The organism is Actinoplanes sp. NPDC048796, from assembly GCF_040650035.1.
Classification (GTDB): domain Bacteria; phylum Actinomycetota; class Actinomycetes; order Mycobacteriales; family Micromonosporaceae; genus Actinoplanes.
In genome coordinates this window covers 488,345-506,389 of record NZ_JBEZGO010000001.1, presented here as the reverse complement: position 1 = coordinate 506,389, position 18,045 = coordinate 488,345, and the positions used below count along the sequence as shown (strand labels likewise).

Below are 18,045 nucleotides of genomic sequence, written 5' to 3'. Positions count from 1 at the left end.
ACCCCCTTCTGCACCGCATCACTACAGGATCACCACCACCCTTCGCGCCGAATGGCCGAGGATGATCGCGATGGGAACGACCAAGAAGTGGGTCACGGCCCTCGTGGCGGCTGTGCTGGCCTGTGCGGCGTCGACGCTGTTGCTGCAGCGCTCCTACCGGGAGGCGAAGGACCGGCGGGACCTGGCCGACCTCACCCGTGGCTGGAACCGCCGCCTCGACGAACTACGCGTCCCGGACGGGATGCCGGCCGATCGAGTCGCCGGCGAAATCAGCGCCTACGGTATGACCCTGTCGTTCCCGGCCACCGGCGATACGTCGCCGGACATCATCGGATACTCCGTCCTGCTGCCCGACGAACGCGGAGCACCCGTCTGGGGCGTCAGCTGCGACGCCACCGCCATTGTGGTCTGCACCGATCTGGGTGACGGGTACACCCTGCTCCAGGAACTCGACACCGACAACAGCGACCCGGCCACGACCGTACGCCGGCGGGCGGGCGACCTGATGGTCGAGGCTCGTGTCCCGGGCGAGCGCCCGGACATGGTGACACGGCTGCGCCGCATCATCACCGAAACCCACGTCCCGGACGACGCCGAGCTGTTACGGCTCCTGCGCCCGGACGGCTACCGGACCGACTGGAGCTGACGCGGGCATCGGTGCCGATTGGTGGCCGAAAGGCGGGCCCGGTGGACACCGGGCCCGCCTTTCGTTGTCTTACCTGGTCGGGATCAGCGGCGGAGGGTCAGTAGAGCCGGCCGGTACGGCAGGAGGCCGTAGTCGCCGCCCGAGTTCGTGGCGCGGCCCTGGTACAGCAGCTGCAAGTTGCACGGGTCGATCGTGTTCGTCTGATCCGCGCTGGTGCGCAGCAGCTCGCCGTGGCTGATGTCGTTGGTCCAGGTGGCGCCGCTGTTGGCCTTACCCGCGAACGGGTTGTTGTAGGTCGCCGCGTTCGGCGTCCAGGTGCCGCTGAGGCTGGTCGCCGTGAACGAGCGGAAGTAGCGCTCCCAGGAGCTGGTCCTGGCCTCGACGATCATCAGGTACTGGTTGCGGCCCTGCACCTTGTAGACCTGCGGCGCCTCGAAGAGGTTCTCCGAGGTGTCGCTCATGATCGTCGTGTAGGTGGAGCCGAAGCTGCCCGGGAAGTTGCCGATCGGCATGATCTGGCGGTAGATCCGGCCGTTGTCGCCGGCGAAGAACAGGTACATGTTCTGGTCGTCGCCGATGATCGTCTGGTCGATCACGCCGGTGCCGGAGTCGGTGATCTTCGCGGTCGACAGGGTCTGCGGGGCCGACCAGCCGTTGGCGTTGGCCGGGTTGGTCGACGTGCGGTACGAGAACGACGTCGGACCCCACTGGTGGGCGAGGACCCAGATGTTCTTCGGCGCGAAGTAGAACAGCGACGGCGCGACGGCGCCCTGGCTCATGGTGTTCTGGCTGGCCGAGCCGAGCTGGTTGAGGTTGTCGACGAGGCTGAAGTTCATCGAACCCCAGCCGCCGGTGGCGCTGCTGCTGTGGGTGGTGGCGTACACCAGCTGCTTGCCCTGGTAGGGGGCGATGGTGAAGTCCTTGAGTGACGCCCAGCCGGACTTCGGCTGCGCCAGCGGGCCGGTCGACGACCAGCGGTAGGACGTGGGCAGCGCGCAAGAGGCCGGCGGCGGGCTCGACGGCGGCGGGCTCGATGGCGGCGGGCTTGACGGCGGGGTGGTGGTGGTCGGTTCCCCGGTGCAGGCCACGCCGTTGAGGGCGAAGTCGGACGGGATCGGGTTGCTGCCGTTCGACGAGCCGTTGAAGCCGAACGACACCTCGCCGTTCGTGCCGATGGAGCCGTTGTAGCTGACATTCTTGGCCGTCACGGAGGAACCGTTCTGGGTCAGCGAGGTGTTCCACGACTGGGTCACCGTCTGCCCGGCACCGTACGTCCAGGTCAGCGTCCAGCCGCTCAGCGCGTCGCCGAGGTTCTTGATGGACACGTTGGCGCCGAATCCGCCCTGCCACTGCGAGGCGATGGTGTAGTCGACCGAGCAGCCGGCCGCGGCGGCATTGGCCGGCATCGTCACCGCGAGCGCAGCCGACACCACCAGCGCAGCGCCGGTCGAGGCGAGAACGGCATTCATTCGTCTGGATCTGTTCACAGATTCGCTCCTAGGCGGAGGTGGCGCCTCTCAGGGCCGAGTGGATCGCTTTGTTAACGTTAACAACGTTACTCGTATGTTACGAGAGCACTCCGGAACTTTCAACAGAAGTCGCCAAACAAATTTGGGTCTATCAATGGATGCGTGGCGGTGCCAGACGGCTGAAGCTCGGTGAGCAGGAACTCCGCCAGGTCGGGGCGAGACACCCGCGCGGTGAAGGAGAGCCGCAGGTCGGTGCCCGTGCGGTAGCGGCCGGTTCGGGGACCGGTGGTGAGTACGGATGCGCGGACGATGGTCCAGGCGGTGTCCCGTATGAATACTTCCATCTGCTCCTTGTCGTTGAGTGCGGCCCGTTCGATCAGCCACGACACGGCGACGTACGCGGTGCGGCGGCGGCTGTCCGCGACCCCGTAGTTGCTCAGGACGATGAGACGACGCGGGCCGTTGCCGGCTGCGGCGGACAGCACTGTCCGAATGCCATCGGTGCAGATGCCGGGGCCTCGCCGCTGCCGGCCGAGAGTGCTGACGATCGCGTCAGCGCCGTTGAGCGTCCTGGCCACCGCCGCCGGGTCGCGGGTGAGGGCGCGAACCTCGTGGCCTTGTCGGAGGGCGTGGTCGACAACGGTGCGGTCGGCGCGGCCGGCCGCACCGAAAACAGCCAGGCGCAAGGGATTCTCCTGAGGCGCAGCTCGCCACCCACCTGGCCGGGACCGCCCGGACCGCATCGCCGATGCCGGGCGTCCGCAGCGTGGAGATCGTGCGATACAACATCAGCGGATCCCGCCCGCTGCGGGCCTGAGGGCCCGATGCCGTGTCGTACGATCGCGCGCTCCTGAATTTCAACGTGGCCCTGGCGGGCCTGCTCACCCGTGCGCAGCAGGCCGGAGCGGTGCGCGGCGACGCCGACAGTGCCGACGTCAAGGCTCTCATCGCCGACTGCGCCGCTCGCGACGGTGACGACACCGCATAGCAACGCATGATCGAGATCGCCTGCGACGGGCTCCGGCCGCGGCCGGCCTGAGCACTCGCGGCGACGCCCCGCCCTTGCGCGTCGACCTGCCTCCGCCTCCGGCGAGATTTACCTTCGCCATCCGCGAAAGTGGCGCCGGAGCCTGGCGGTCGAGGGTGGACAAGTGCTGTTCGCGTTGGACGCGGGCTCGGCCATTCCGCGGCCCGGCGCAGCGGCCAGCCGTCGTCCACGACGCACCGGGGCCAGCCGCAATCGGCCGCGTTCGGTCAACGGGGCGTTAGCGAAGATCGTGCCGAACGTCGAGCAGCAGGGCGGGCGGCAGATCTCGAGGCACGTCGACGTAGGACGGGGCATCGTGGTCACGGTGTGCGCCGTCCTGCCGGATCCGCAGGTCGTCACCGATCATCTCGATCTGCGGTTCGGGGTCGTGGCCCAGCCAGACAGGGCTGCCGGACAGAGCGTCAGCCCAGTCACGCCAGTCCTCCAAACCGGCGCAGCAGCCGGGCACCACAACGTTTCCGGTCGCCGAGTCATGCAGGCGAAGCCCACCATTGATGATCAGGATCATCACATCAACCGGCCACGGCGGAGCAAACGAGGCGCCCAGCGGCGCGACCTCGAAAACGGCTTTCGCAGTGATCACAAAGGCCATTGAACGCCCTATGCTCGCGCGATGCAGTCTGAAGAACTCGTTCGGCTTCGGATCGAAGAAGTGCTCGCGACTCCTGCCATCGGCCGACTCGTCGAGCGCTACTTCGACCCGGAGGGGCCGTTCGCCGGCGCTACGTTCGACCTCCTTGGTCAGAATCCGCCCCATGCCCTCACGCTTGACGATCTGCTGGCGACCTCCCTGCTCGACATCACGTGGCGGCCTCTCGCGGTCCGCAGACTCCTGGCGGCCGACAGCGACATCTCGGCCCGGCTCGCCGCCATACCCGGCGACGTGGACCTATGGAACGCTCCGCGTGACGTCCTGGAGACGGCGACGTTCCTGCACAGTTCGTTGAGCAAGCTTCCCGGAATCGGCCCGGTGATCGCGAGCAAACTCCTCGCCCGTAAACGACCTCGCCTCGTGCCCATCCACGACCGTGTCGTGCTTCGGGTGCTCGCGCCACCGAAGAACAAGTTTTGGGAGACGCTCGCCGCGGCACTGCGCGCGCACGCGCTCCGCGAGGGCATCGAAGCACTCCGGCCCGCCCACGGCGGCTCGGCGAGTCTTCTGCGACTGCTTGATGTGGCGATCTGGACCCGGCACAGCCGATCACGGGCTGCTCAGGCCGCACGGGCCAAAGCCGGCGTCAGCGAACCCACCTCGTGACGGCCGGGATCTCAGCGGAATCCGGTCAGGGACAGCAGGACGTATCCGACGGCGGTCAGTGGAAGGGCGAGCAGCAGCGCGAGCCCGCGCTGGGGCCAGGACCGGCCCACCAGCACGGTGAGTGCCACTCCCGCCGCGATCAGGACGACGGCGTACTCAATGGTGTCGGCGGTTTGGTAGCTCGGGTCTCCGATGCGCCTGAGCTGCATCGTGGCCTCGGCGAACAGCACCGCGCCGGGCATGGCCGCGGCGGCTGTGCTGAGACGGCCGCCGGTTCGTGCCAGGACGCCCGCCGCGCCGAAGACCGTGCCGGCCAGCACGCCCGAACCCATCCAGAGCAACGCGGTTGCGTTGTACATGTTCGCCGGGGCGTCGTTCTGGATGAGCGTGGCGGCGAGGTAGTAGCTCGGTACGGCCAGGACCAGGCAGACGACCGCGCCGAGGATGCCTACCGGCAACGTCCACCGGCTGCGGAAGGTGAGCAGGAACGCCACCACGGCCCAGACGGCCACGGAGTTGCCCAGCCCGCCGAACGGAAAGGGCACATACTTGATCCATACGAAGTCGAGAACGCCCAGAAGCACGCCCGCGACGGGAGCCACTACGGCCACGTTCCGGTTGATTGCCATGATCGCTGATCGTAGGAAGCCGAGGAGCCCGGCACATCGAACCGCGGACAGACCACACGGCCCGGCGATCCACCGAAAGGCAGACCGCGGTCGTGAAAGACGAGAACCCCACTGCCTTCCGGGCCACCGCGCGGCTGGAGAAGTCGAGGTGGCTGCGCCGCCCCAGGCGGGTGGTGCGCTATGACGCCCGCTGGGAGGACGGCCGGGTCGAGTCGGACATCCCCCTCGTGGACCTGATGTATCGACGCGCTCCCGCGGACTACGTGGTGGTCAAGAAGGCGATGGACGACCGTTGCCCACCCTTGGGATCCGTGGATCGGATATCCCTACGGCAACGTCATCGAATGAACCTCACCCAGCCGACCATGAAGAGCAGCCGATCTCGGCGAGATCTTCGGCGAGATCAGCGAGCCTGAGATCGGCGTTCAGACGGCGCACCAGGTCGTCGGTGAGCGGGCGCATCGCGAAGATCTCGGCGACGGCCGCCAGGTCCACCGGCCTCTCGTGGTAGTCCTCGGCAAATTTCTGGTACGCCTCCGGGCTGCCCTCGACGAGACCCTGGAACAACCACCCGGCGCCGTCGGGATCGTCGCCGGCCGGGAAGACGAGCTCTCCGGTGTGCCAGCGCTCGTCAGCGTGCTGCCGCCACAGGCACACCGTCGCCTTCAGCACGCCGTCGAAGCTGAACGCCGGCTCGGCCACGCAGGCCGAGAAGACCTCGGGCACCGTGTCGACCAGGCCCGGCCACAACTCGTCGTCGTTGCCGGCCGGGCTCATCGGCGACTCGTGGTCGAAGCCCCGGACGAACGCGCCGGCCGGCGAGAACACGATCGACCATTCGTCGCCGGCTCCGTTGCTCATGGCGGCCATCTGCTCGCCCGGCGACCATCGCGAATCGAACGAGTAGTACCTGTACTCCCAATCCGGCTCGATGATCGCCTCCAGCGTCGCCAGCACTCGACACCGGTCCCGCAGCACCGCGATGTCCGGCAGGGCGCGCGCCAGCTCGTGAACCGTCACCGGGGCCGGGCCCAGACCGCCTCGCCGTCGGCGAGGTGGAGCTCGCGGTCGCAGGCCGCGGCCGCCTCCGGGTCGTGGGTGGCGAAGACGACGGCCACGCCTCGGGCGGCTTCCGCTTTCAGCAGTTCGAGCACGCGCTGGCGGTTGGCCGCGTCGAGTTCGCTGGTGATCTCGTCGGCCAGCAGGACGTCGCCGCGCAGGGCCAGGCCGCGGGCGATCGCGGTGCGCTGCTGCTGGCCGCCCGACAGCTCCTCGATGAGCTGGTTCGCCTGCGCCGAGAGGCCCAGGGGCTCCAGCGACTCGGCCGTGCGGCGGCGGGCCTCGGCCGGGGTGCCGCCGGTGGCGATCACCGCCACCGAGATGTTCTCGGCCGCGGTGAGGATGGCGGCCAGGCCGTTGTCCTGCGGGATCAGCACGATGCCCAGTCGCACCGCCTGGTCGCGGTCGGTGACCTTCTCACCGTCGGCCAGCACCAGGCCGGTGACCGGCGGCAGCAGGCCGGCCATCGCGCTGAGCAGCGTCGTCTTCCCCGCGCCCGAGGTTCCCGTCACGGCCAGGATCTCGCCCGGTTCGGCTTGCACGGTGACGCCGCGCAGCACGGGGGCCTCGCTGTCCCAGGCGATGTCCGCCTCTTCCACCCGGAGCGTCGTCATCAGGGGAGGCTACAGCCAGCCACGGCGCTTCAGGGAGACGTACAGCCCGCCGGAAATCGCGACGATGAGGGCGGTGCTCAGCAGGAAGCCCCAGAAACGGTCGTAACCCGGATAGGGCAGGTTCTGCCCGAAGTAGCCGGTCACCGCGGTCGGCACGGCCACGATCGCGGCCCAGGCGGCCAGTTTGCGGGTGACGTCGTTGAGCACGTTGCCCTGCTCGGCGAGGTCGGCCTGCAGCAGCCCCTCGATGCGATCGCGCAAGTGCTCGACCTGGTCGACGGTGTGTTTGGCGTGGTCCTCGACGTCGCGGTAGTACGGCATCAAGTGTTCGTCGACGAGCCCGAGGTCGGCCCGCATGGCCTGGCCGACCAGCTCGGGCATGGGCGCGATGGCCCGGCGCAGGGCCGCGATTATCTTGCGGAGGTCCATGGCCCGCACCCGGACCGGCCGGGGCGCGCCGCCCTCCTCCAGCAGCGCGTCCTCCACACTGTCCATCGACGCGTCGAGCTGCTGGGTGGCCGCGTAGTGCCCGTCGACGACGACGTCGAGCAGGCCGTACAGCAGGAACGCCACGCCGCCGCCCTTGCCGAGGTCGGCGTTGGCGTCCCACCGCTGGACGAGCCGGGTGGTGTCGCTGTCCGATTTCCGTACGGTGATCAGGGCGCGGTCGGTGACGAAGACGCTGAGTTCGGTCTTGCCGAAGGTGGCCGGGTTTCCGGTCGCGACGTCGACCCCGTACACGTTGAGGAAGATGTGGTTGGGATAGCGGTCGAGCTTGGGCCGCTCATGGTTCTCGAGGGCGTCCTCGACCGCGAGCGGGTGCAGGTTGAAGACACCGGCGATCGACTGGAGGTCGGCCGCTTCCGGCTGGAGCAGGTCGACCCAGAGCACCGCACCCGGGTGCTGGTCGAGCATGGCGGGGCCGTCCTCGCACGGGAAATTCTCGGCGACGACCTTGCCGTCCTCGTAGAGGCGGGTGGCGGTGGCGGGGGAGGTCACACTGCCACTATGCCCCGGCGGTGCGGGATTCCCACTTACCATGAGCCGTGACCTGGCTCGATCATGCGCTGACCACCCTGTACACCGCCAAATGGCAGGTGACCGCCGACCAGGCGATCTATTACCGCGAGATCCTCGGCAACGCCTTCGGACTGGGCTCGGCCCTGTTCGGCCTGCGCCGCAACGCCTGGGCCTGGCCGGTCGGCATCGTGGGCAACGTGTTGCTTTTCACGGTCTTCACGGGCCAGGCGATCGGCAACGATCAGGGCACCCCGCTGTACGGCCAGGCCGCCCGGCAGGTCTTCTTCCTGATCGCCAGCGTGTACGGCTGGTGGCGGTGGCACAACAACCGGGTCCGCACCCACGGCACCGCTGTCACACCCCATTGGGCGACACCGAGACAGAGGCTTTTGTACGGGGGTGGGGCGCTCGTCGCGGTGCTGGTCTGTTTCTTCGTCTTCCGCGCGGTCGGCGCCGGCTTCCCGGTCCCGTGGTGGTACTACCTGGCCGACTCGTGGATCTTCGTCGGTTCGATGCTGGCCACGTACGCCATGGCCCGCGGCTGGGTCGAGTTCTGGCTGTGCTGGATCGCGGTGGACCTGGTCGGCGTACCCGAACTACTGCATTTCAAGTACTACCCCTCGGCCGTCCTGTACGCGGTGTACGCCGCGTTCGTGATCTGGGGTTTCGTGGTCTGGCTGCGCCTGACGCGCACCGAGCCGCACCCCACCCCCGTACTGGCATAGCTTTTGTACCTTCCGTAGTGACAACGACACGGAAGGTGATTCTATGACCGGCATGAACGTGCCCGCGCTGATGCGAGACGGCGACGAGGTGGCCGAGGTGGGCGACCGGCTCGCCGCCGACGCCGCCGGAATCCACGGGTGGGCCATGCGGGCCGGCGAGGCCGTCGAAGGCTCGCTCATGTGCCCGTCCCGGCTCTCCCAGTCGGGCTTCGACTGGGAGGTCACGCTCGGCCAGTTGGCCGGCGAGGTCCGGGCGTACGGTGTGGAACTCCGCACGTCGGCGCTGGCCTACCTGGTCGCCGACGAGAGGTCGGCCGGGAGGATGCCGTGACCATCAGCTTGCCGGCGCTGCTGCGGGCCGACCTGGCGGCGGTCCGGGGTGTCGCCGAGCAGTGGAGGCGGCTCGCGCTGCGCATCGACCGCGCCGTGGAAGACCTCACCCTGCGCACCAGCGACCTCGAGGACCATTGGTTCTCCGGTGACGCCGCCCAGCTGGCCCGGGACAAAGGCGTTCGCTTGCGGGTACGCCTCGGCAACGCCCACGACAACTGCGTCGCCACCGCCGTCGCCGCCCGCGAGTTCGCCGACGACCTGGACCAGTGCCGCCGCCTGCTCGGCCAGCTGGTCACCGAGGCCCACGGCCACGGCCTCGAGATCGACCTGGCCGCCGGCGAGATCACGGTCCCGCTCGCCCTCGCCGGCGCGGTCACCCAGGCCACCATCGACGCGTACGCCCAGCAGATCGCCCAGATCCTGGCCCGCGCCGACGAGGCCGACCAGCGCGCGACCGCGATCCTGGCCCGCAACAGCTACCGCGAGGACTTCGGCCCGGCCGACACGCTCCCGGAAAGCCCACAGATCGACGGCCCGACCTTGACCGCCTGGACCCCCAGACACCGCGCCGAATGGTGGCAGAGCCTGCACCCACTGATCCAGGACCGCCTCATCACCGAACAGCCCGACCTCATCGCCACCGCCACCGGCCTGCCCACCCACGACCGCGAGACCGCGTCCCGCCTGCTCCGAGCCCGAGCCGAGCAGTTCTTGCTCGCCGCCCGAGCCCAGGACGAGTCCCTACGAGGCGACGCTTCCAGCCGAGCCCGCGTCCAACGCGAACAGCACTTGTCCGCCCTCGACCGTTAGACATCCGGCCAGCGCCGCCCACATCCCGCCGGTCGAAGTCGGCAGCGCCGAACAGGCTCCCGACCTCGGTCGCGTGACCCGGCTCGCCGCGCCCCAGCGGATCGTGCGCAACGGAAGTGTTCTCCGATGGTGGCAATCGCTCGCCTGGATGAAGCGGCGGGCGCTATAAGAACGGCCCCTTTATGCCGTGATCGGGTGCACTCTAATGCCGAGTTGAGTGCGTCGGAAAACGGGTGACCGCATTCTGTTGCGTCATTTTCGGTACAGAAGAACACCTCCGTTGTAAAGCTCGCAATACCACTCGAAGCCCTTTTCTGTGGTGTCGAACCATACGGAGACATCATCTTCCTTTCCGGGTGCTGACCAATGCCGGACGTCGCGCAACAGCCCAGCTTGCTGCTCCAGAGCAACCGGTACGGCGTCGTTCTGTGGTAGCCCGCGGAACACGTAGAGGTCGACAAGTTCTTCGGCCAGTAGATACTCCAGGACGGCTCGGGCCCTGTCGCGAGCCGTCTCAAGCGACAGGAGCCCCTCGACGGCCTTCGCGATAGAGGCGGCGTCCCACAGCCCGGTGAAATCTTCGATGCCCGACCACAGGAAATCCTTAACCAAATCCGCCATGTTGCCGCCGTCCTGTCCGCCGTGATCGTGCCTCACATCTGAAGGCAGGGTAGGTCTCTAGCGCCCTCATTTGCCGCAAATCGCACGCGTATTCGGTCCCTGTCGGGCGCGCAACAGGTCTCGTGGGCCACCGGCGCTCGCCGAGGATTCCGGGAGGCGCCCACGATGCCGCAGATGGTGAAGGCCCTTCGACGCCTTTGCTGCCGGCGGGGCGCGCAAACCACCTCGCCGGCGTCTGCCTCGGCTGGACGCAACACCACCTCCCGGGCGGCCAAGGCTGACGCCCGTGGCCACTCGTGGGTTCTCCATCCCCATAGACTGCCGTAATGCGAAAAGTGATCATCGCGGTGATGTTGTTAATCGGCCTGGCCGGTTGCACAGGCGAGCCGACCTATGGTGATCCAGGGATTGACCCGGTGAGCCCCATCTGGGTCCTGCTAAAGCAGGACGTCACTTCGGTCGATAAGCAGAACATCGAGCAGCGCTTGCAAGCTACACCGGGCGTCGCGTCGGTCAGCTCGTGGCCGCCGGACCTGCAGACTCTTCCGCCGGGTGCCCCGCAGACCTACAAGGTCCTCACGAAGGACTTCGACGTTTACGACCAGTTGAAGGCCGGAACGTTCAAGGCCGACATGAAGCAATTACCCGGGGTCGAAGAGGTGGTCTTCAGCTGCAAGCTTGAGGAATCCGGATGCGGGCAAGCAAAGTAGCGGCGGGTTGTCGAGTACTGCCGATCGACCTGCGGCGGCACATGCTCATGCCGCATATAAGTGTGGCAGGTGTGACGAAAGTGAGCGGCGGGGCAAGGGCTGCGTACCCGGGTGGCGGTGTCGCTCGGGTGAACCTCACGACGGCGACTGCCACCCGGTCGTTACCGGGTATGTGGCGTGTGATTACCGCATTCGAGGACGGCCGCCGTCCGCAGCGAGCGCTCACTTACCTGCCGTGGTCCGGGCGCGCCGGGGCTACCGGACTCGAACCGGCTCATACCTTGCGGTCGTCAGCAGTAAATGCTGGTAACGGACTTTCCCATCCGCATCTGCCCGGCGCGCCTCGCGACAATACTGGCAATCTGCGCAGGTCACCAGGCCATCGCATCTCGACCCCCTCGCGTGGCCGCGGACCGTACGCGGTGGCCGGGCGGAGAGCCGTCGCGCGCTGCGGGGCGTGCCGCGTTCAGCCTGACGCGTGCTCGTCTCGACGAAAATGCGGTAGGCCAACGCGAGGTCCCCGTGCCGGATAGAGGCCTTGCCGTTGGGCATTCGCCGCTGGATCGATCCGGATCGAGTCGTTGGGACACGAGCACACGAGAAGACTGTCGATGGTCGAACCCTTGAAAGCTGCCGCCCGTGAGCTTCGCCGGGTCCGGAAGATGCGGCCGGAGGATCCGGCAGACCTGTATGACTTGGCCGACTGGCGGGCAGCTGTGGCTCAGGCGTTGGACGGCTTGGCCGGCGTCCTGGTTTTCGAGGAAGATCGTTATCGAGCCCGCTCGGAGGCGGCGGCTGCGCGGGCCGAGGCGGAGCGCCTGAGGGTCGGATGCGGGGGGACGCCGCAGCGCCCGGCTCACAACCCGCAAGTAGCTACCGTTGGCTACTTGGCCAGTTCCTTCCACCGCGCCGACGTTGGCCCCCGACTCCACGGTGTCCGGGTGGGGGTCGAGAAGAGCGATGGGTCAGCAGGGCGGGGCGTCAGGTCCTCGATCTGAGGCTCGTACGCGTTGCGTCCCGCAAGACGGCTGAACGGCGCCCGTGCGGACCCGGTCGGCGGCGGCGCTTCGGAGTTGCTAGGCGACGTGTTCGGTTCCGCCGGGGACCAGGGTTACCTCGCCGTCGATGTGCTGGACGGTGAAGAGGGTGCCGGGTGGGTAGCTGCCCAGGACCTCGGGTGGGAGCTGGACCGTGCCGTCGCCGGCGACCACCGCGAAGTCCTGGCCGTCGCGGCCCTCGGCGCCGACGCGGCCGTCGCGGATGGTCACGGCTCGGCCCAGGCGGGCGCCGACCTCGTTGTCGTGGGTGACCACGACGATGGTGGTCTGGCGTTCGGCGTTCACCGTTTCCATGGCGGCCAGCACCTCGTCGCGGCCGGCCGTGTCGAGGCGGCTTGTCGGCTCGTCGACCAGGAGCAGGCCGGGGCCGGTGGCTATGCCGACGGCCAGGGCCGCTCGCTGCCGGCCGCCCGGGGTCAGGTCGGACAGGCGCTGGCGGCCCTGGCCGGGCAGGCCGACCAGGTCGAGGATGCGGTCGGGGTCGTCCAGGGTGATGCCGCGGGTGTGCGCGGCGCGGCGCTGGGCCAGCCAGATGTTGCGGTGCAGCGACGCGTACGGCAGCAGGTTGCGGGCGGCGCCCTGCAGGACCACGCCGATCTCCGTGCCGCGCAGGCGGCTCACCTCGCCGTCGGAGAGCTTTCCCATGTCGTACGTGCCGATGTTGATCCGCCCGGCCGAGGGCCGCATCAGGCCGGCCAGCAGGGCGATCAGTGTGGACTTGCCGGATCCGGACGGCCCGACCAGCGCGATGGTCTCGCCGGGCGCGATGGACAGGTCGACGCCGGCCAGGGCGACCACGTCGCCGGCCTCGGCCCGGTAGATGTGCACGACGCGGCGGCAGGCGACGGCGAGTCCGTTCATGGGCCACACGCTACTGAAGAACGCGGGCTGGTGACGACCCGCTACACGGCCGCATTCTAGGGTGTGCGCGTGCGCGACATCGCCGTTTTCTCCGGATCCGCCCATACCGAACTCGCCGCCGAGATCTGCCACCACCTCGGTGTGCCGCTGCTGCCGACCAAGACATCGAGGTTCGCCAACGACGCCATCGAGGTGCAGTTGCAGGGCAACTGCCGCGAACGGGACGTCTTCCTGATCCAGCCGCTGGTGCCGCCGACCCAGGAGAACCTGGTCGAGCTGCTGTTCATGCTGGACGCGGCCCGCGGCGCCTCGGCCGGGCGCATCACGGTGGTGATGCCGCATTACGCGTACGCCCGCAGTGACAAGAAGGACGCGCCGCGCATCTCGATCGGCGGCCGGCTGGTGGCCGACTTGCTGACGACGGCGGGCGCGAACCGGGTGCTGGCCATGACGCTGCACTCGCCGCAGGTGCACGGTTTCTTCAGCATCCCGGTCGATCATCTGCACGCGCTGCGGGAGCTGGCCGACCACTTCCGGGGGTACGACCTGAGCAACACGGTCGTGGTCTCACCCGATCTCGGCAACGCCAAGGAGGCGGCGGCGTTCGCCCGGCTTCTGGGCGTGGGGGTGGCGGCCGGCGCGAAGCAGAGGTTCGCCGACGACAAGGTCGTGATCAGCGCGGTGATCGGTGACGTGGCCGGCAAGGACGTGATCGTGCTGGACGACGAGATCGCCAAGGGCAGCACGGTCTTCGAGCTGCTGGACCGGCTGCGCGAGCGCGACGTCAACAGTGTGCGGGTGGCCTGCACGCACGGGTTGTTCGCGGCGGACGCCGTGCAGCGGCTGTCGGCCGAGAAGGACATCGAGGAGATCGTCTGTACGAACACGGTCCCGATCCCGGCCGCCAATCAGACCGACAAGCTGACCGTGCTGTCGGTGGCTCCGGCGCTGGCCGAGGCGATGCGCCGCATCCACAACGGTGAGTCGGTGAGCGCGCTCTTCGGGTGAGCGCGCGGATGGAGGGGGACGGGGAGGGCAAGACTCCGTCCCCCGCGAGCACATGTTCATCCGCCGGGTCGAACTCAGCTCCTTTCGCCGAGATGCCGAGAGTGAAGTGGGAGCGCTCCCATCGATGAATGTAACTCCGTTGGAGGGTGAGCGCTAGGTGGTGCCGCAGGTTGCCGTCGGTGTCGCCGGGGCGCCCGAGTTGATGAAGCCGAACGACGTCGAGGCGCCGGCGGCCAGGGAGCCGTTGTAGGAGGCATTGGTCGCGGTCACCGTGGAGCCGCTGGCGCTGACCGTGGCGTTCCAGCCTTGCTGGACCGAGACCGCCGACGGGTACGTCAGGGTCACGCGCCAGCCGCTGATCGCGGCCGAACCGGCCGTCACCGTCACGGTGCCCTGATATCCGCCCTGCCACTGGCTGCTCACCGAGTAGGTCGCCGAGCAAGCCCCGGAAGGCGGCGGAGTGGTCGGGGGCGGGGTGGTCGGGGGCGGGGTGGTCGGAGGAGGCGTGGTGGTGGTGCCACCGAAGTTCACGTCGCTGCAGAAGTAGTAGGACTGGTCGAGGTGGCTGGCCTGCCAGATCGTGTAGACCATGGCCCGGCCGCTGCGGCCCGACAGGCGTACCGGCGCGCTGATCGCCACGCCGTTGCTCAGCTGCTCCGGCCACTGCGCGGCCGGGGTGTTGCCGATCTCGGCCACCTTCTCCAGGTCGGACCACTTCAGCGCCTGGGTCGTCGGGTCGAAGCCGGGCTTGGTCACGTACACCCAGATGTAGTCGGCGCCGTGGCGGGCGCCGTCGAAGAGGCGTACGTCGAAGGAATTGCCGATGTTCGCCGCCTGCCAGTCGCCCACGGCGTCCATCGCGTTGTAGCGGCCGCTCTGGGTGTGCCCGGCGCTGCACAGCTGCCCGTCGGGGATGGCGGCCTGGTGGTTGCCGGCCACGCCCTCGCGGAACAGGCCGTTCCAGTTCCACATGGCGTTCGGGTCGGCCTGCCACGCCTGCCAGCACATCGGGTCGAGGGTGGCCATCGCCGGGTCCTGGAACTTGCTGCCCCAGCGTTCGTAGCAGCCGTAGTTACGGGACGCGGGCCCGGTCACGTTGCCGTGGGCCGAGGCGGGACCGGACGGGGCGAGGAGGGCGACGGCGGCGATGAGGACGCCGGCCATCGCGCTGACTATCAAGGATTTCGTACGCATGAGGGCTCGTGCTCCGCGGTGTCGGAAGAAGCTCGGCGGAGGACTGCCCTCTGTCTCCGCGGGGGATGCCGGCGCGTGGACCTCACCCTGACTGGTGAATCGACTAATGTCAACGCGTGGAATCCGTCGGCGCCGCCGCTCGCCTGCTCTCCGAGGCCGAGAGGGTCGTCGTCTTCACCGGCGCCGGCATGTCGGCCGAGAGTGGCATCCCCACCTTCCGGGACGCCATGACCGGGCTGTGGGCGCGGTTCAGCCCCGAGGAACTGGCCACCCCCGAGGCCTTCGAGAAAGACCCCGAGCTGGTCTGGAGCTGGTACGAGGCGCGCCGCGCCGCCGTCGAGAAGGCCACTCCCCACGCCGGCCACGAGGCGGTCGCGGCAATCGGCGGCACCCTGATCACTCAGAACGTCGACGACCTGCACGAGCGCGCCGGCTCGCCCGATCCGATCCACCTGCACGGCAGCCTGTTCGCCCCGCGCTGCTTCGACTGCGGGCGCGCCACGACCGGCCCGGCCTGCGCCGAGTGCGGCGGACGGTCCCGTCCCGGCGTCGTCTGGTTCGGCGAGCAGTTGCCGGCCGCGGCCCTGACCAGGGCGGTCCAGGCGGCCGAAGCCTGCGACCTGCTGATCACCGTGGGCACGTCCGGCCTGGTCTACCCGGCGGCCGAGATCCCGCACGTGGCCGCCGGGAACGGCGCCGCCGTGATCCAGGTCAACCCGCTGGCGACGCCGCTCGACGAGGTGGCCACGGTGAACCTGCGGGGCACAGCGGCCACCCTGTTGCCGGCGATCCTCAGGGAAGCCACAGGGTAAAAACCTGGCGAACCGCCACCAAGCCCCCCGTAAGGCGCGGATCATATCGTCATGGGTGTCATGGCTTACCCCCTCCGGTACGCGCTCGCCGACCTCGCCCTGGCGCTCAGCCGGGTCTCGCACGACCCGGCCGCGGTCCAGTCCACCGCCGCGCGCGCGGCCGCCGACATGATCGGCGACGGCGCGGGCGTCCAACTGCTGCGTGATGACGGCCGGTACGACGGCATCACGTACCACCACATCGACGAGCAGCGGTCGCAGTCGCTGTCGCGGGTGCTCGACCACGTCGACCAGCTCCCCGACGACGACTTCTCGACCGCGATGGCGGCCAGCCGCCGCCCGATCGTGCTGGCCGGCGACGGCGTCGAGCCCCTGGCGGGCGAGGAGCACGAGATCCACGCGGCCGTCCTGTGCCCGGTGATCGTCGACAACACGTACGCCGGCTATCTGGTCCTGACCCGTGAGGCGACCGGCTCGTTCTATTCGACGGCCGAGGTCGAGCTCGCCCGCGACATCGCCGGTGAGCTGGCCCTGGCCTGTTCCAGCGCCCGCGCCCTGGAGCGGCTGCGGGCCAGCGAGGAGCGGTACCGCCGGGTCCTCGAGACGATCCCCGAGGGGGTGCTGCAGCTCGACCACGACGGCGTCATCACGTACGCCAACGAGCCGATCGGCGTGGTGCTGGGCATGCCCCGCTCGCAGCTGGTCGGGGTGTCGCTGCGTGGCTTCCTCAACGACCAGGGGCAGAAGGAGCTCAACCGGCGCATCAACGAGTGCATGCAGGGCCGCTCGACGGTGGGCGCGACCCGGCTCATGCGCGCCGACGGCTCGCAGCGCAGCGTGCGGATGAGCATGATGCCGCTGACCGATGACCACGGCACCTTCAACGGCGTGGTCTGCATGGTCACCGACACCACCGACCACATCGACGCCCGCGGTCTCAAGCGCCAGCTCGACCACCTGCGCCGGCTCGACAGCCTGAGCCAGCTCATCGGTGGCATCTCGCACGACTTCAACAACCTGCTGACCGTGGTCGGCGGCTCGGCCGAGATGATCACGTCGACCACGCCCGAGGACCACCCGACGCACAGGCTGGCGGCGGACATCCTGGAGGCGGTCGGCACCGGCCGTACGCTGACCCACCAGCTGCTGGCGTTCGGCCGCAGCGAGGGCAACCGCCCCGAGATCATCCCGATCCCGGACCTGCTCACCGACGTGCAGTCGCTGTTCAGCCGCACCCTCGGCGAGCACATCGGCCTCGACCTGGCCTTCGGGCCGGACGTCTGGCCGGTACGGGCGGAGCGCGGCCCCCTGGAGCAGGCGCTGGTCAATCTGGCCGCGAACGCGCGCGACGCGATGCTGCACGGCGGCATGCTGCGGGTGGCCGCGATGAACGAGCTGGTCGAGGCGGACAAGGCCCGCGAGGAGGGCATCCCGCCGGGCCGGCTCGTGCACATGGTCATCACCGACACAGGTGCCGGCATGACCGAGGAGGTACGGCGGCGCGCGCTCGAGCCGTTCTTCACGACCCGCCCGACCGCGGCCGGGCTGGGCCTGGCCACCACGGCCGGCATCGTGCAGGGCCTGGGCGGGCACATCGAGCTCGAGTCGGCGCCCCGGATGGGCACGACCGTGCACCTCTACCTGCCGGCGGCCGACGAGAAGCCGGCCTCGGCCGAGGGGCGCCAGGGCGCGTCCGCGGTGATCGGCCGGGTGCTGATCGTCGAGGACCAGCCGGAGGTGGCCCAGCTCGTGCAGCGGCTCATCGAGCCGGCCGGCTACGCGATCACGGTCGCCACCGACGCGCTGCAGGCGGTGACCCAGGTGGCCGGCGGCGCCCACCCGGACCTGCTGATCACCGACGTGGTGATGCCGACGATGACCGGGCCGGAGCTGGCCTCGGCGCTGCGCACGCACCGCCCGGACCTGCCGGTCCTGTTCATGTCCGGCTACACGGCGGCCTCGCTCGGGCCGCAGCTTCACCTGGACGACAACAGCATGCTGATCGAGAAGCCGTTCACCCGCTCGACACTGCTGGGGGCGATCCGCACGCTCTGCGGTCCGCAGCCTTCTACGCCCTGAACGACCTCCGCCCCCGGGGAGTAACGGGAATCCCGCGACTCCTACCAAAGGTGCGAACTCGGGCTCCAGGGCTTGCCATCCGATCCGGACA

At 69.0% G+C, this 18,045-nt stretch carries 20 protein-coding genes; 10 read left to right on the top strand and 10 right to left on the bottom strand.

From position 1 onward, the window contains the following. Nucleotides 1–70 precede the first annotated feature (70 nt). Nucleotides 71–646, top strand: coding sequence for a hypothetical protein (locus tag AB0C26_RS02405; protein WP_360240239.1), 576 nt, complete (start codon nt 71–73; stop codon nt 644–646). Nucleotides 647–729: 83 nt separating this feature from the next. On the opposite strand, the gene AB0C26_RS02400 is transcribed toward AB0C26_RS02405, so the two are convergent. Together AB0C26_RS02400 and AB0C26_RS02395 are read right to left on the bottom strand one after the other, a co-directional pair. Further along, the gene (locus AB0C26_RS02400) at nt 730–2,115 is read right to left on the bottom strand and encodes a non-reducing end alpha-L-arabinofuranosidase family hydrolase (RefSeq protein WP_360240236.1); all 1,386 of its coding nucleotides are present in this window, start codon (nt 2,113–2,115) and stop codon (nt 730–732) included. 119 nt (nt 2,116–2,234) lie between these two features. After that, nucleotides 2,235–2,801 carry an NAD(P)-binding oxidoreductase gene (locus AB0C26_RS02395; protein ID WP_360240233.1) on the bottom strand — a complete coding sequence of 189 codons (567 nt, stop codon included), beginning with the start codon at nt 2,799–2,801 and terminating at the stop codon, nt 2,235–2,237. Between the two features lie 143 nt (nt 2,802–2,944). On the opposite strand from AB0C26_RS02395, the gene AB0C26_RS02390 reads away from it, so the two are divergent. Beyond that, nucleotides 2,945–3,103: a hypothetical protein gene (locus AB0C26_RS02390; RefSeq protein WP_360240230.1), complete on the top strand. Its 159-nt coding sequence runs from the start codon at nt 2,945–2,947 to the stop codon at nt 3,101–3,103. Nucleotides 3,104–3,380: 277 nt separating this feature from the next. Here AB0C26_RS02390 and AB0C26_RS02385 read toward each other — a convergent pair whose 3' ends face one another. Continuing rightward, entirely contained in the window at nt 3,381–3,755 is a 375-nt protein-coding gene (locus AB0C26_RS02385; RefSeq protein ID WP_360240227.1) for a hypothetical protein, read from the bottom strand. Nucleotides 3,756–3,776: 21 nt separating this feature from the next. On the opposite strand from AB0C26_RS02385, the gene AB0C26_RS02380 reads away from it, so the two are divergent. Further along, the gene (locus AB0C26_RS02380) at nt 3,777–4,421 is read left to right on the top strand and encodes a DUF6308 family protein (protein ID WP_360240224.1); all 645 of its coding nucleotides are present in this window, start codon (nt 3,777–3,779) and stop codon (nt 4,419–4,421) included. An 11-nt stretch (nt 4,422–4,432) separates the two neighbouring features. Here AB0C26_RS02380 and AB0C26_RS02375 read toward each other — a convergent pair whose 3' ends face one another. The 4 genes from AB0C26_RS02375 to AB0C26_RS02360 all read right to left on the bottom strand — a co-directional run bounded on the left by AB0C26_RS02375 (nt 4,433) and on the right by AB0C26_RS02360 (nt 7,722). Continuing rightward, the gene (locus AB0C26_RS02375; protein ID WP_360240221.1) at nt 4,433–5,050 is read right to left on the bottom strand and encodes a DUF6518 family protein; all 618 of its coding nucleotides are present in this window, start codon (nt 5,048–5,050) and stop codon (nt 4,433–4,435) included. A gap of 351 nt (nt 5,051–5,401) precedes the next feature. Then, entirely contained in the window at nt 5,402–6,070 is a 669-nt protein-coding gene (locus AB0C26_RS02370; protein WP_360240218.1) for a hypothetical protein, read from the bottom strand. Continuing rightward, entirely contained in the window at nt 6,067–6,723 is a 657-nt protein-coding gene (locus AB0C26_RS02365; protein WP_360240215.1) for an ATP-binding cassette domain-containing protein, read from the bottom strand. Before AB0C26_RS02365 ends, AB0C26_RS02370 begins: the two co-directional genes overlap by 4 nt. A gap of 9 nt (nt 6,724–6,732) precedes the next feature. After that, the gene (locus tag AB0C26_RS02360) at nt 6,733–7,722 is read right to left on the bottom strand and encodes a magnesium transporter CorA family protein (RefSeq protein WP_360240212.1); all 990 of its coding nucleotides are present in this window, start codon (nt 7,720–7,722) and stop codon (nt 6,733–6,735) included. 47 nt (nt 7,723–7,769) lie between these two features. On the opposite strand from AB0C26_RS02360, the gene AB0C26_RS02355 reads away from it, so the two are divergent. From AB0C26_RS02355 to AB0C26_RS02345, 3 genes are read left to right on the top strand one after another with little or no spacing between them, the layout of a single operon-like run. Further along, nucleotides 7,770–8,468, top strand: coding sequence for a nicotinamide mononucleotide transporter family protein (locus AB0C26_RS02355; RefSeq protein ID WP_360240209.1), 699 nt, complete (start codon nt 7,770–7,772; stop codon nt 8,466–8,468). A gap of 43 nt (nt 8,469–8,511) precedes the next feature. Next, nucleotides 8,512–8,799, top strand: a complete 288-nt coding sequence (locus AB0C26_RS02350) for a hypothetical protein (RefSeq protein ID WP_360240206.1) — start codon at nt 8,512–8,514, stop codon at nt 8,797–8,799. Beyond that, nucleotides 8,796–9,611, top strand: coding sequence for a hypothetical protein (locus AB0C26_RS02345; RefSeq protein ID WP_360240203.1), 816 nt, complete (start codon nt 8,796–8,798; stop codon nt 9,609–9,611). Before AB0C26_RS02350 ends, AB0C26_RS02345 begins: the two co-directional genes overlap by 4 nt. A gap of 252 nt (nt 9,612–9,863) precedes the next feature. Here the strand turns inward: AB0C26_RS02345 and AB0C26_RS02340 are convergent, their stop codons facing one another. Then, nucleotides 9,864–10,268 carry a hypothetical protein gene (locus tag AB0C26_RS02340; protein WP_360240200.1) on the bottom strand — a complete coding sequence of 135 codons (405 nt, stop codon included), beginning with the start codon at nt 10,266–10,268 and terminating at the stop codon, nt 9,864–9,866. A gap of 290 nt (nt 10,269–10,558) precedes the next feature. Here AB0C26_RS02340 and AB0C26_RS02335 point away from each other — a divergent pair, with 290 nt between their 5' ends. Then, complete coding sequence (locus AB0C26_RS02335) at nt 10,559–10,942, top strand: hypothetical protein (RefSeq protein WP_360240197.1); 384 nt, start codon at nt 10,559–10,561, stop codon at nt 10,940–10,942. Between the two features lie 1,076 nt (nt 10,943–12,018). Here the strand turns inward: AB0C26_RS02335 and AB0C26_RS02330 are convergent. Then, a complete protein-coding gene (locus tag AB0C26_RS02330; protein WP_360240194.1) occupies nt 12,019–12,861 on the bottom strand; it encodes an ATP-binding cassette domain-containing protein in 843 nt (280 codons plus the stop codon). A 69-nt stretch (nt 12,862–12,930) separates the two neighbouring features. On the opposite strand from AB0C26_RS02330, the gene AB0C26_RS02325 reads away from it, so the two are divergent. Further along, entirely contained in the window at nt 12,931–13,869 is a 939-nt protein-coding gene (locus AB0C26_RS02325; RefSeq protein ID WP_360240191.1) for a ribose-phosphate pyrophosphokinase, read from the top strand. A gap of 153 nt (nt 13,870–14,022) precedes the next feature. Here AB0C26_RS02325 and AB0C26_RS02320 read toward each other — a convergent pair whose 3' ends face one another. Beyond that, the gene (locus AB0C26_RS02320) at nt 14,023–15,033 is read right to left on the bottom strand and encodes a lytic polysaccharide monooxygenase (protein WP_360243469.1); all 1,011 of its coding nucleotides are present in this window, start codon (nt 15,031–15,033) and stop codon (nt 14,023–14,025) included. 146 nt (nt 15,034–15,179) lie between these two features. Here AB0C26_RS02320 and AB0C26_RS02315 point away from each other — a divergent pair, with 146 nt between their 5' ends. Further along, nucleotides 15,180–15,875 (top strand): NAD-dependent deacylase, encoded by a 696-nt coding sequence (locus tag AB0C26_RS02315; RefSeq protein ID WP_360240188.1) that lies wholly within the window; start codon nt 15,180–15,182, stop codon nt 15,873–15,875. A 60-nt stretch (nt 15,876–15,935) separates the two neighbouring features. Next, nucleotides 15,936–17,954: a response regulator gene (locus tag AB0C26_RS02310; protein WP_360240185.1), complete on the top strand. Its 2,019-nt coding sequence runs from the start codon at nt 15,936–15,938 to the stop codon at nt 17,952–17,954. Nucleotides 17,955–18,045 lie beyond the last annotated feature (91 nt).